Source organism: Amycolatopsis sp. NPDC102522 (assembly GCF_055584485.1).
The window spans coordinates 33451-46374 of sequence record NZ_JBVJLY010000032.1; the positions used below are offsets into that span (position 1 = coordinate 33451).

General features: G+C 70.0%; 10 protein-coding genes and 1 pseudogene. 6 read left to right on the forward strand and 5 right to left on the reverse strand.

Features of this window, described 5'->3' with window-relative positions; translation table 11 throughout:
* Positions 1 to 108 precede the first annotated feature (108 nt).
* Complete coding sequence (locus ACZ6YV_RS41085; protein ID WP_465514807.1) at positions 109 to 1440, forward strand: MFS transporter; 1332 nt, start codon at positions 109 to 111, stop codon at positions 1438 to 1440.
* Between the two features lie 90 nt (positions 1441 to 1530).
* Here the strand turns inward: ACZ6YV_RS41085 and ACZ6YV_RS41090 are convergent.
* The 3 genes and pseudogenes from ACZ6YV_RS41090 to ACZ6YV_RS41100 all read right to left on the reverse strand — a co-directional run.
* Positions 1531 to 1770, reverse strand: a pseudogene (locus tag ACZ6YV_RS41090) (ion channel); the annotation flags it as partial.
* A gap of 179 nt (positions 1771 to 1949) precedes the next feature.
* Entirely contained in the window at positions 1950 to 2294 is a 345-nt protein-coding gene (locus ACZ6YV_RS41095) for an SHOCT domain-containing protein (protein ID WP_465514808.1), read from the reverse strand.
* Between the two features lie 93 nt (positions 2295 to 2387).
* A complete protein-coding gene (locus tag ACZ6YV_RS41100) occupies positions 2388 to 5009 on the reverse strand; it encodes a winged helix-turn-helix domain-containing protein (RefSeq protein ID WP_465514809.1) in 2622 nt (873 codons plus the stop codon).
* Between the two features lie 160 nt (positions 5010 to 5169).
* On the opposite strand from ACZ6YV_RS41100, the gene ACZ6YV_RS41105 reads away from it, so the two are divergent.
* A complete protein-coding gene (locus tag ACZ6YV_RS41105) occupies positions 5170 to 5526 on the forward strand; it encodes a hypothetical protein (RefSeq protein ID WP_465514810.1) in 357 nt (118 codons plus the stop codon).
* A complete protein-coding gene (locus tag ACZ6YV_RS41110; protein WP_465514811.1) occupies positions 5523 to 5795 on the forward strand; it encodes a hypothetical protein in 273 nt (90 codons plus the stop codon). Before ACZ6YV_RS41105 ends, ACZ6YV_RS41110 begins: the two co-directional genes overlap by 4 nt.
* A 74-nt stretch (positions 5796 to 5869) precedes the next feature.
* Here ACZ6YV_RS41110 and ACZ6YV_RS41115 read toward each other — a convergent pair whose 3' ends face one another.
* On the reverse strand, positions 5870 to 6376 hold the full coding sequence (locus ACZ6YV_RS41115; protein ID WP_465514812.1) for a DUF1269 domain-containing protein: 507 nt from the start codon (positions 6374 to 6376) through the stop codon (positions 5870 to 5872).
* Between the two features lie 201 nt (positions 6377 to 6577).
* Here ACZ6YV_RS41115 and ACZ6YV_RS41120 point away from each other — a divergent pair, with 201 nt between their 5' ends.
* Both ACZ6YV_RS41120 and ACZ6YV_RS41125 read left to right on the forward strand, forming a co-directional pair.
* Positions 6578 to 7042, forward strand: coding sequence for a DUF7144 family membrane protein (locus ACZ6YV_RS41120; RefSeq protein ID WP_465514813.1), 465 nt, complete (start codon positions 6578 to 6580; stop codon positions 7040 to 7042).
* A 143-nt stretch (positions 7043 to 7185) separates the two neighbouring features.
* On the forward strand, positions 7186 to 9687 hold the full coding sequence (locus ACZ6YV_RS41125) for a winged helix-turn-helix domain-containing protein (RefSeq protein WP_465514814.1): 2502 nt from the start codon (positions 7186 to 7188) through the stop codon (positions 9685 to 9687).
* 8 nt (positions 9688 to 9695) lie between these two features.
* Here ACZ6YV_RS41125 and ACZ6YV_RS41130 read toward each other — a convergent pair whose 3' ends face one another.
* On the reverse strand, positions 9696 to 10907 hold the full coding sequence (locus ACZ6YV_RS41130) for an AI-2E family transporter (RefSeq protein WP_465514827.1): 1212 nt from the start codon (positions 10905 to 10907) through the stop codon (positions 9696 to 9698).
* 550 nt (positions 10908 to 11457) lie between these two features.
* Here ACZ6YV_RS41130 and ACZ6YV_RS41135 point away from each other — a divergent pair.
* Positions 11458 to 12810, forward strand: a complete 1353-nt coding sequence (locus tag ACZ6YV_RS41135) for a hypothetical protein (protein WP_465514815.1) — start codon at positions 11458 to 11460, stop codon at positions 12808 to 12810.
* Positions 12811 to 12924: the final 114 nt, after the last annotated feature.

Sequence of the window (12924 nt, forward strand, 5' to 3'; positions counted from 1 at the left end):
GATCACCGTCGTCCCGGCGGGCGGCCACTGCCTCATCCGGCAGGGGTGAGGTGGCCGGGGTGCCGGTCACGACACCGTGTGCGGCACCCGAGAAGGAAGGCCCCGCCGATGATCGTGCCGCCCTTGGCCCTCGCCCAGTTCATCGCCAGCTATGCCGCGACGACGATGACCGTGGCCGTGAGCGTGATCGCCGCGGACCTCGGCACGACGGTGCTCGGCGTCCAGACCGCGATCACGTTGTTCACCCTCACCATGGCGTCGCTGATGGTGCCCGGCAGCAAACTGACCGACGTCCTGGGCCGCAAAAGATGTTTCCTGCTCGGCCTCGCCGTCTACGGCGCGGGCGCGCTGCTCGCGTCGGCCGCGCACGGGACGGTGACCCTGATCCTGGGGTACTCGCTGCTGCAGGGCATCGGGTCGGCGCTGATGATCCCGCCGATCTACATCCTGGTCACCGTCACCAGTCCCGACGTCGAGACCAGGGCCCGCCGGTTCGGCGTGGTCAGCGGCGCGGGCGCGCTCGGGGCCGCCGCCGGGCCGCTGCTGGGCGGGCTCGTCACGACCTGGCTCGGCTGGCGGGCCTCGTTTCTCCTGCAGGTACTCGTCGTCGGCCTGATCGTCCTGCTGGCCCTGCGGCTCACGGAGCCGCCGGGACTGCCGGCCAGGACCCGGTTCGACGTCGTCGGCGCGGTGCTTTCGGCGGCGGGCCTGTTCTGCGTCGTGGTCGGGATCCTGCGGATGGGCAGCTCGATGTTCTGGATCTTCGCCGGGATCGGCGCCGGGATCCTGTGCGTGTTCGCCGCGCACCTCCACTCGCGGGAACGGGCGGGCCGCGAACCACTGGTGTCCTCCGCGCTCTTCCATGACCGCGCCACCCGCCTGGGGCTGGTCACCCAGCACGTGCAGTGGCTCGTGCTCCAGGGCTCGTTCTTCGTGATCGCCGTTTTCCTGCAACAGATCCGCGGCTACGACGCCATCGAGACCGGGCTGATGCTGACGCCCGCGACGGTCGGCATCCTCGCCGCCTCCGCGGCCGCGGGCCGGATGGCCCGGCGGCACTCACAGCGCCGCCTGATCCGCGGCGGCTTCGTGGTCGCCATCGCCGGGCTGGTGCTCGTGCTCCTCCTGGTGCGGGCCGATTCGGGGGTGGCGGGTGCGGTGCCGGGGCTGTTCCTTCTCGGCGCCGGAGTGGGGATCATGCTGACCGCGTCGGTGAACCTGGTCCAGTCGGGCAGCCCGGACTCGGCCCAGGGCGACATCTCGGGGGTCTCGCGCAGTGTGTCCAACCTGGGCTCTTCGGTGGGGACGGCGCTGGCCGGCTCCGTGCTGGCCGGGGTGGTACGGCCGGGCGGGACGTCCTTCGCGCTGGCACTCGCCACCCTGACGCTGGCCGCGGTGGTGGGGCTCATCGCCGCCCTCTTGCTTCCCAAGCCGCGGTGAACCGTCCGATGTGGACGAACGCCGGTGCCGCACGGCGGTCACGATCAACCGCAGGGCGACGCTCAGCACGATCAGGTTCGCCACCATCTGGATCGTCACCAGTATCCGCGCCGTCGCCGAAACCGGTGCTATGTCCCCGAAACCGACCGTGGTGAACATCGTGACCGTGAAGTACAGGGCGTCCGTCCTGCTCAGGCCCGTGCCGAACGAACCGGGGCGGTCCTGGCCGAGGATGTAGTAGACGTCGGCGAACAGCAGCAGGAACAACGGCACGATCAGGGCGAGCGCCTGGATGCCCTGCAGGGCGGGGAACGGTGAACGGAGGATCATCCGCACCTCGGCGACGACGAGGAAGGCCACGACGGCGAGGCCACCGGCGAAGGCGGCCACGGTCCAGGTGTGCACCCCTTGGTCGACAGGGAGGAGGTAGTACAGGCACAGCAGCGCGGTGACCGTGAGCAGCGGCCGCAGTATCGCGAGATGGAAGAACCGCCAGCCGGGCGCCGCGGTCAAGACGAGAGCGCCTTCCGCTTGAGGACAAGGAACTCCTCCTCGGTGATGACCCCGTCGTCCCACAGGCGTTTCGCGTCGGCGATCCGCTCCGCGGCGTCTCTGTCCACTGCGGATGAACGGGAATGTCTTCCCTGGGTGCCGAGATAGAGAAGGACGCCGACGAACGGCAGCACGAACACCAGCACCGTCCAGCCCGCCTTGGCCCAGCCGGAAACGCCGGGCCTGCGGTAGAGGTCGGTCAGGACGAGGAACAGGAGCCAGAACCAGGCGATCCAGCAGAAGAACACCAGCATCGTCCACATCAGCTCGGAGAACGGGTAATCCGCGCTCGCCATGGCCATGATCTCTCCTCACACTGGATCGGGCGTGTCCGGTTCACTCGACCGGATCCAGGGCGTACTCGCCTCACCCGAGCTGGGTGAGGCGAGCAGTGTTCAACCTGTGAAGTCGGTGACCTCGGTGTCCAGCAGGCCGCGCCGGAGCGCGGTCGCCACGGCGTCACGTCTGCTGCGGACGTCGAGCTTCGTGTAGATGCCGCGGACGTGGGTCTTGACCGTGTTCGGCGAGACCGTCAGGTCCTCGGCTATCTCGTCGATCGACCGCTGGGTGGGCAGCAGGCGCAGCACGTTGCGTTCCCGTTCGGTCAGCGGTGCCGGCATCTGCGGGGTGCGCAGTTCACGGCGCAGGGCGAGCACCTGACAGGCGAACCGCTCACCGGAGCCCAGCCTGCCGAGCCGAGCGGTCAGGAACGTGATGACGTCGGAAGGGGCGAACACGAAGGGGAACCGGACATCGCCGGATTCGGCGGCGCGCAAGGCCTCGTCCAGAGACCGCACCGCCCGCTCCCGCGCCCCGGCCGCCAGCGCCGCCCGCACTCCGATCAGCGACGCTTCGATCCCCGACCACGGCAACAGCATCGGCGCGTCCTCCTCCGACAGTGAACGCAGCACGGAACTCGCCGCGCCCTGCCTGCCGAGCCTCAGCTGGGTCCTGGCCCGCATCAGCAGCAGCTCACCCGAACCGGCGATGGTCGGCTGGGCCCAGCGGAAGGCCTCCCGCGCCTGGTCCGCCGCACCGAGCCGCAACGCCGCCCGGTGTTCCAGCATCGCGCACCACGCCGCGTGCTCGGCGGAGAAACTCCGCCCGGTGCCGAGCCGCGTGCGTGCCCGCCGCATCCGCCGCAACCCCGAATGCCAGCCGCCGAGCTCGAATTCGGCCGCGCCGCGCAGGGTTTCGGCGATGAGGCCCAGGTTCCGGGCCGCCCTGGCGGGCGCGTCGCCCAGCATCCGTCCGATCTGCTTCGCGTGTTCGACGCACTCGGCGGCTTCGCCACGCAGTAAGGAACCGAAGGCGAGCTGGGCGGACACCTGGGCACCTTCGAGCGAGCGATGCGGATCGTGCGCCGCGTGGCGGGCCAGCACCCGGCGGGCCAGCGTCTCCATCACCCGGTAGTCGCCATCGGACCCGGCGAGCCCGCTCAGCGTGATGAGGCACTGGGTGACCAGGAAATGGTGATCCGCGCTCTCGGCGGCGTCGGCGACACGGGACAGGGCGTCCCGTGCCGCGCCCCGGTCACGGCGGGCGGTCAGGGTGCCGATCCGGTGCAGGGCCGCCAATCCGCTGAGCCCGGTGTCCGCCGCCAGATGCTCGTCGATCTGCTCGGCCGCGCGGACGGCTTGTGCCGGGCCGCGATCGACCTGCGCGAGCCGGGAGCGCACGAGCTGCCGCAGTACGGTCAGCTCCGCTTCCGGCTCGGCGGGCCAGGCCACGTCCGCGCAGCTCAGCTGCGACTCGGCCGCCGACGGCTCCCCTCTCTCCAGATGCAACGCGGCCGAGACCAGCGCGAGCAGGGGAGAGGACACGGCCCGCCGGTCGCCGAGGACGGCGAGCCCGAGCCGCAGCACGTTGTGCTCGCCGGTGAGGAACAGCGTCACCGCGTGACGGCGCAACAGTTCGCCGACGCGGGTGGTGTTCCCCGAGCGGACACTGTGCAGCAACGCGGAGGCGGGCCGGTCGTGTTCGGCGAACCAGCGCGCCGCCGACGCGTGCAGGCTCCGCGTCCGTTCCGGAGCCCGGCGAAGCAACTCGGCCCGCAGGTAGGTGCGCAAAAGAGGCGGTAGCCGGTGACGAGCCGGGGTCCCGCCGGATTGGACCACCTGCCCGGCCGGTTCGCCGAGTTCGCGGAGCATCGCTTCCGCGTCCGGCCGGTCGCCCAGCGCGGCCGCGAGTCCGGCCGGGACCTCCTCGCAGATGCTGATCGCGCGCAGCAGGTCCCGCTGGGCGACGGTCAGGGGAGCGAGCACCTCGTCGGTCAGGTAGTCGAGCACCGCCCGGTCCCGTCCGGCGAAGAAGTCGGCGAGATTCCCTTGCCGTGCGGCGGAAGCGGCGGCGAGCCGCAGCCCGGCGGGCCAGCCGCCCGTCCTGGTGACGAGCAGTCCGACCTGGTGTGGCGGGATACCCGGCCCGGTCGCCCCGGCGAGCGTTCCGGCCTCCTCCGGGGAAAAACGCAGGCGGTTCACGCCGACTTCCAGCAGCCGGCCCGCGACGCGGGCGCGCACCAGCGGCAGCGGCGGCTCACAGCGGCTCGAGATCACCAGGCGCAGCCCCGACGGCTGATGCCGGAGAAGCGCCTGCAGTCCGCGCCACGTGCCCGGATCGGTGATCTCCTGAGCGCCGTCGAGGACGAGCAGGACGGGTTCGTCCACCGTGTCCAACGCGTCGGCGAGCGTGGCCAGGAAAGTGAGATCCGTGCCGGGGGCGGCGGGGACGGCGAGTGTCCGCACCGGATTCCCCGCCGGGATCCGGTCGCAGCCACTGAACGCTTCGAGGATCGCGGACCAGAAGAGCCGGTCGTCGTTGTCCTCGGCGTCGGCGGACACCCAGGCGATCGCACCGCGGCGGCGGCCCGCCCAGTCGGCGAGCAGCACCGTCTTGCCGTAGCCGGCAGGCGCCCCGACGAAGACCATGGCCTGCTCCGCCCCGTCGTCGAGCGCGGTGAGCAAACGCGGCCGGGAAACGAGATCCCCCGGTGGTTCGGGGATGGTCACCTTTGTCATCGGAACTCGTCTTCGCGGCGAAATGTCGTGGTTCTTCATCATGCGCCAGCCTCCTTTGCGGCCATTTTCACATCGTCCCGGCGGATCCTGCCACGCAATTCGGCCGTCTCACCCGCGTTGGGCGAGGAAAAGGACACGCCCACCCAGAATCGTGTGCCCCGTGAAGGCTCGTGGAGATTACTGGAGAAATCAGAAAGGCCGGAAACGGCCGACGTCGGTATTCATCGCGACGCAGTTCTTCTGGATCGGCCCCGTCGAGTTCGTGGCACTCGACGTCCTGCGGACCGGTCGCGTCGGAGCCGAGGCGGTACTGTTCTCACTCGCCGTCCTGTTCGCCACCCTGACCTCGGTGACCTCGATCCGGCTCGCCGTCAGGGCCGGTCTCGACCTGTTCGCGAGGCTGGTGTTCCTGCCGTCGAACACCTGGTCGTCGATCATGTCGGCGGTCGATCTGGCGATACTCGCCGCCGCGTGGTTCCTGGCGGGGCGGGCCGGAAGGGGGAAGGGGAACCGATGAGCCTGTCGATTCCGGCCCAGGGTGGACCATTGGCCGGAGTGAATTACGTCTTCCGGGGCAGCGGCCGAATCCCCGAACAGGCGAACGGGGCGGTAGACGATTTCCGGGGAATGCTCGTCGTCCCGGTCGGCACGGAGATGATCGTTTTCGGCACCGTGACCGATCAAGGAAGCATTTCCCGCATTCTGCGGACGCTCGAGGCGCTCGGGATGCGGGTGGACTCGGTGCACCGAGTCCGGGAACTACCCGAATACATGACCATTCGATAATCCGTCCGTGAAGGCCTCCTTGAGGGACCCTGGGTCCCTCAAGGAGGCCTTCACGGACTTACCCGTCGTATGCGTCAGCGCCGTTCGGGGAGCGGGAACTCGCCGAAAGCGGTCCGCAGCCGAGCCTCTTCCTCGTCGGAGAGATTAGTGGTCACCAGGGTGGCACCGGTCTCCTTGAACGGCTCCGCGACCCTGTCCAGGACGGTGCCGTCCGCCATCACGAACAGCGCGGACGTGCCCGGGACGACGCGCTCCCGGACGGTGGCGACGAAGTCGTCGTCGATGCCGATATGGGAGAGCGAGCCGGTCAGCGCCCCGATCGCCGCGCCCACGGCCATCCCCAGCAGCGGGACCAGGAAGATCAGGCCGAACAGCAGCCCCCAGAACCCGCCGCCCAGCGCGCCGGCGCCGGTCAGGGAGCCGAGGTCCTTGGTCTTCGGCTTCTTCCGGTCTTCGGGCCAGGTGACGTAGGCCGCGTCGGCGATCGAGATGAGCTGTTGCTTCTGCAGTCGTTTCAGCAGCTCGAGCGCCTTTTCGGCGCCTTCGGCGGTGGGAAAGGCCCATACGGTAAGCGAACTCATGACGTGGTCCTCCTCGGTCGGCGAATCGATCGTCCGAGCGGCACTGTTCCCGGCGCGCCGCCGCCCCGCATCGCCCGCGCAGTGTGAGGCGGAGACCGCTCCGGCCAGGCCTGATCTCACCTGACGCGGGCGAGGCCCCCGTCACGGTGGACGCACCATGATCGCCCGAGTCCACAGCCTCTCCTTCCGAAAAGAGGGACCATGAGCGAAAGAACGCATCACTGGACAGCCACCTCCGGGACCGGCCCGCCGCCGTCCCCGCCGGACCCGGCCACCGCCCGGTCCGGGCGGTCGGGCTGGATCTGGTTCGCCGGGTCGATCACCGTCATGGCAGGCCTGTTCACCGCGGTGGAAGGACTGGTCGCGCTGTTCGACCGGAACTACTACCTGCTCGGCCCCTCGGGGTTGCTCGTCTTCGACCTCGGCGCCTGGGGGTGGATCCACCTGATCGTCGGGGCCCTCGCCGTGCTCGCGGGGAGCGCGTTGTTCACCGGAGCTCCGTGGGCCCGCATCATCACGGTCGTGCTCGCCGGCTTCAACGCCTTGGGGCAACTGGTGTTCCTGTCCGCGTACCCGATCTGGGGCGTGGTGGTCATCGCGCTCGACGTCCTGGTGATCTGGGCGGTGCTCGTGCACGGGGACGAGGGCAAGTACGAGATCTGGTGACCTGTAGGCCATTCCGGTGATCAGTACAGTCGTGGCCTCCGCCGGCGTACACGCGGAACCGGGGTCGCGATCCTTCGGACGATCGAGAGGTTGACTTGCCCGCTCGAACGACGACGCGGTCCTGGCGGATCCCCGGAGCGAAGGTGACGGTGCCGCGGGTGCCGGGCATCTTCATCCCGCGTTCCCGGCTCATGGCCCTGTTCGACCGCGTCACCACCCGGCCGGTGACGGTGCTCCGGGCTCCGGCCGGCTCGGGAAAGACCACGGCACTGGCCGGGTGGGCCCGCGATCGGCGGGACGTCGCCTGGGTTTCCTTGGACGACGACGACAACGACGAACGCCGCCTGTGGGCGGCGATCCTCCTCGCGCTGCGGCGTAGTCCCCGGCTACCGGAGGACGGTTCGCTGTCCCGGCTCGGGCCACCGACGCCCGGGCGGCGCACCGAGTTCCTCGCCGATCTCGGCGACGCGTTCGCCGGACTGCGTGAACCGGTGTCGCTGATACTGGACGACGTCCAGGAGATCACCGGTCCGGAATCGCTGGAAGCGCTCGCGGCGCTGGCCCGGCACCAGCCGCCGATGCTGCGGCTGGTGCTGGCCACCCGGGCCGAGCCGAAACTCCGGCTGGCCCGCCTTGAGGTCGAAGGCACGCTTTCGAGGCTCGGTGCCGTCGAACTCCGGTTCAGCGCGGAGGAGACAGCATGCCTCCTTCGTGCCACCGGGGCCGAGGTGAGCCAAGACCGTGTCCGCGAACTCACCGAGCGCACCGCGGGCTGGGCCGCCGCGCTCGGCTGGGCCGCGGTGTCGGTGCGAGACGCCGAGGACGCGGACGGACTCGTCGCTGCGGTCGGGGGCGACGAGCTCGCCGTGGCCCGGTTCTTCGCCGACGAGGTGCTCTCGCGGCTGCCGTCGGCGACGTCGGATCTCTTGCTGTGCATCAGTGTCTGCGAAACGGTGAGCGCGTCGCTGGCCGCCCGACTGTCGGGTTCGCCGGACGCCGGGGTGACACTGGACGAACTGGAGCGGGAGACCGGTCTGGTCGTGCGCACCCCTGCCGACACCTACCGCCTTCCCACCCTGTTGCGCGGTTTCCTGCAGGCGGAAATCGCGCGCCGAGCCCCCGCGCGGGTTCGGCGGTTGCAAGGGATCGCCGCCCGCTGGTACGCCGGGGAAGGCCGGTTCGGGGAAGCCCTGACACACGCGGTCGCGGGGCGCGATCGCCAACGCGTCCTGCACCTGGCGCGGGACCACGCGGTGCGCCAGGTGCTGGCGGGCGACGGGGCCCTGGTCCGGGGAGCGCTCGCCTATCTGGGGGAGGGGGCGTTGACGGCGAGCCCGCGGCTGCGGCTGGCGTCCGCGCTGGAACACGTCCAGCGCGGGGAGTTCGTCGCCGCCGCCACCGATCTCGGTGACGACGGCCTGCGGCTGCTGGCCGTACCCCATCTCGCGCTGGTGACGGGGAGCAGGCCGCCCGAGATCGCGGTGCCCCCGGTGGCGCGGTCGCCGGAGGCCGTCGCGTGGGACAAGCTCGACCTGGTCTGGCGGTCCCTCTACCGGGGCGCTCGCCGCCACGCCGTCACCCGCGCGGAAGAAGCGCTGCGCGCGGCACACGGAGAACGTCTGGAACACCTCGTACTCCACAGCAGACTCGCGCTCGCCGTCGCGACCGGGCTGCTCGGGGACCACACGGCGATGCGGCGGGCGTGCATCAGCGCGCTCGCCGTCGCCCGGCGGCACGGCTGGCGCCGGTCACCGGGCGTCGCCGAATGCCATCTGATGCTGGCCTATGACGATCTGATGCGCTTCGAGCCGGTGGCGGCGGCGGGTGAACTGGCACAGGCTCCGAGAACGGAGGTGCCCGGATCCACGCCGGTTCTCGGCCCGCTCCGCGGGTTCTTCGAGGGCATGGTCCGCTTCGACAGCGGTGACCGGGCGGCGGGCTCGCAGGCCATGCGGGTGGCCCGGCGCCGGCTCGTGGACCTCGAACTGCCTCGCGAGATCACGGCGATCTGCACGGTGGCGGAACACCACGCGGCGCTCGTGGTCGGCGAAGGACTGCACGCGGCCGAGGTGTTCGCCTGGGCGCAGGAGAGATTGCCGGGTACCGCCGAACTGGCACTGCTCCAGATTCGGGCCCACCTCGCCGTCGAAGAGACCGACCTGGCCGAGAAGGTCCTGCGCGCCACCGCGTCGGCACCCGCGCTGCTGCCCTCCACGCCGGTGGACACCTGCCTGGCGGAGACCGCGCTCGCGTTGCGTTCCCACCGGCGGACCCTGGCGCTGCACGCCCTGGACCGTGCGCTCACCCTCGCCCGGCCGCACCGGCTGGTACGCCCGTTCGCGCTCGCCGAGCCGCGGGTCCGGAACCTCTTGATCGATCATTCGGGCGGTTTCGGCTCGCTGGACGGCTTCGCCCAGTCGGTCCGAGGCAGACTCGTCCCCCACACCCCGCCCAGCGAACTGACCGACCGCGAGCAGGTGGTGCTGCAGCGGCTGCCGTCGCAGCGTTCGCTGGACGAGATCGCGTCGGATCTCACGGTCTCGGTCAACACGGTGAAGACCCACGTCCGGTCCATCTACGGCAAACTCGGGGTGAACAACCGCCGGTCGGCCGTGGTGGTGGCGCGCCACCACGGCCTTACCTGAGCGGGCGGTCACCCAGGCTCCCGGTTCGGCGCGCACAGCAGCGCCTCCGCCCAGCGGGCACGGGGATCGACGTCGATGAGCAACGCCTTCGCCAGCAGCGTCGCCGGCACGGCCAGGACAGCGCCGAGCGGGCCGAGCAGCCAGGTCCAGAACACCAGCGCGAGTACGGTGACCAAAGTGGACAGACCGACCGACTCCGCGACGAACCGTGGCTGGATCAGCGACTGCACCACGAAGTTCAGCAGGACGTATACGGCGATCGTCACGACCATGGTGCGCCAGCCGCCGTCGAGGAGTGCGATGAGCGCGGGCGGGACCACCCCGATCACGAAACCCACGTTCGGCACGTAGTTGGTGACGAACGACAGCAGACCCCACAGCACGGCTGCCGGGATGCCGAGCAGCGCGAGCGCGACCGTGTCGAGCGCCGCCACCACCCCGCCGAACACCGTCGTCACGACCAGATACCGCCGGGTGCCGAAAGCGAAACGCCGCAACGCCGTGCTGACCCACGGCCGATCGCGCGCTATCCGGCCGAGCCGCTGCCCCGCCCACGCCGATTCGGTACTGAGGAACAACATCAGCGCGAGCAGGAAAGCCAGGTTCGTGACCAGGCCACCGACGCCCGCGAGCAGGGAGCCGGCGAAACCGACCAGCTTCCCGGCGTCCACAGAGGACAGCATCTCGCGCAGCTGCTGATCGCCGACCCCGAACCGGCCGAGGAACGCCATCCCGTCCCGGAGCAGTTCGTCGGCCTGCCCGGCGTACCGGGGGAGCAGGGCCGACAGTTGCGCGAGGGACACCACGACCACCAGGAACAGCGCGAGCAACGCGGCGTACACGGTGACGACCAGGACGGCGACCGTCAGCCACCGGGGCAAACCCTTGCCCCGCAACCAGGTCCGCACCGGATCGAGGGTGATCACGATGACGAGGGCGAGGAACACGGGCCCGACGAGCCAGGCGACGGCCTTCACTCCGGCCAGCACGATGACCGCGGCGGCGGAACCCAGCAGCACCACCAGCGCGCGAGGCAACTGCGTGCCGGTGGCGCGCTGGTCCGAGGGCGGCCACGAAACCGGTGGCGCGCCGGTGTTGAGCTTGCCCGCGAACCCGCGGATCGGATGGCGGGATTCCCGTCGCCGCCCCGTTCTCTGGCGGCGACGGGTCCATCGAGGGCGGCGGAACCGGTACGCGGGGAATTTGTCGAGTCGCGCCATGGGCATCCTCCGGAGACTGTCTGGTGTTGCCCCACGGTGGCAGGGTTTCGCCGTCGGAAGGTCACCCGGTGCGGGCGAAAGCTCCAGTGGGCGTGAGTGGCTCGGGTCGCTCTGGGGGCGGTCGTGTCGTTGAGGTGTCCCCAATGTGGCGTTGGGGACGTTGGGTGACCCCAACGTCACATTGGGCGCGGGCCTGGGGCACCGGAACCCGGCGGGAGGTGAGGTGAAGGGAACCTTCCCCGCGTGCGATGCGGCGAAAGTCCCCTTCAGTAGCCTGACACGCTTGCCGCACCCCTCAATAGCCGTCCCTTGTGGACAGTTGCGGTCGATGTGTCGCGAAAGTGGTGCGGCCGCGCGCCGTCGCCGGATAACGGCGACGCCCAAGGATCGTGACCTGAAAAAAGGGGAATCCGCTCGCCCCGCCACTCGCTGAAGGCGAAATCCTCAGCCGTGCTCCAGCGCCTGCGCGACCACCGGAAGTTCCGGTATACGTGGAATGGACAGCGCCGCCGGGGAGGACGGCACGGCGCGTCAAAGCAAGGGGGATTCAATGTTCGACGCACGTATTGTCGCCGATCAAGTCAGCCCGGCCGCCAAGCCGAAGATCAGAATTCTGTTCTACACGGATTTCGTCGGCTTCAGCGGCAACGGTGGTTTCGCACTGGGCATTCTTCGCGATCTGATCTTGGCGAATCAGCCGTTCTTCGCTCAGATCGAGATCGATTTGATCAATAGGCACGACGGCGGGCACGCCGCCAACAAACTCACTTCCGGTGTACTCGGCAGATACGAGCAGGTGTGGTTCTTCGGTCTGGCGCAGTGCAATATGCCGGGACAGCCGGAGAACGAACTCGTGGACGCGGAGGTCGCCGCCCTGCGGACCTGGATGGACGCCGGCGGCGGTGTGCTCATCAGCGGCGACCACTCCAATCCGCGTCCGCCGGGAGCGGATCCGTCACTGGCCGAGTACCTGAACCTGGGGCGCGCGCTGGGGCACCGGGTCCCGCGCGCGGGTGAGCTGCGGGTGTGGAACGACCGGCCGGATTCGAGTATCGAGTTCAGCCACAACACCCACCAGCCGGACCCGTGGGGCAGTGACGTCAACCAGCCGATCCCGAACGATCTCGACCCGTACCCGCAGGAGCTGATCCTGCGGCGGCGGCTCGGCAGGCCGCACCCGTTGTTCCAGGGCAGGCGGGGCCCGATCACCGTCTTCCCGGACCACATGCACGAGGGTCAGCTGCTCATCCCCGAGCGGTTCCCGGCGGACGTGTGGCCGTCGGGCCGCCTTGGCCAGCCGAAGCCCGAGATCGTCGCGCACGGCACCGACAAGCGCAACGGCGCGGTCTACGGCGTGTCCAGTGTGTACGACGGGGCGGCCGCGGGTGTCGGGCGGATCGTGGCCGACGCCACGTGGCACCACTATTTCGACCTCAACCTGTGGGGGTTCCAGAAGGGCGGCGAGGTGCTCGAACGCCTCACCGAGTACTACGTGAACCTCGCGCTCTGGTTGACGCCGAGGCTGGTCAAGCAGGAGATCAACGGGCAGCTGCTGTACTGGCTTTCGCACAGCCTGAGCGTCCGGGCGGTGCTGCCGGAGGGCTTCCGGGTGCCGGGGATCACCGCGGCGGGCCTGGTCCGCGAGGTCGCCGGGCAGGGTGTCCTGGACGACCTGGTCTGGCCCCTCGAAGGGACGCCGGGGGTGCCGGAAGAGCTGCTGCTGGGTGCCGTCGTCAAGGCCTCCGTCGACGCGCTGAGCAGCGCGGATGTCGAGGCGTTCGACACCGTGGACGTCCTCGAACGGGGTCTGCGGGCCGGCACCGAGGAGTACGCCGCCGAGCTGCGGGCGGCGCTCGGCGAGCTCGACGGCCTGGACGAGCTCATCACCCAGGGTCTCCGCTGACCTGGTTCCGCATGCTTGAAGGCCCCCTTTTCTGCGTTCGGCGCGAGGGGAGGGGGCCTTCGACCAAGGTCGGCGCCGGGGTGAGAGCACCCCGTGATCGAGTGGGTACAAAGC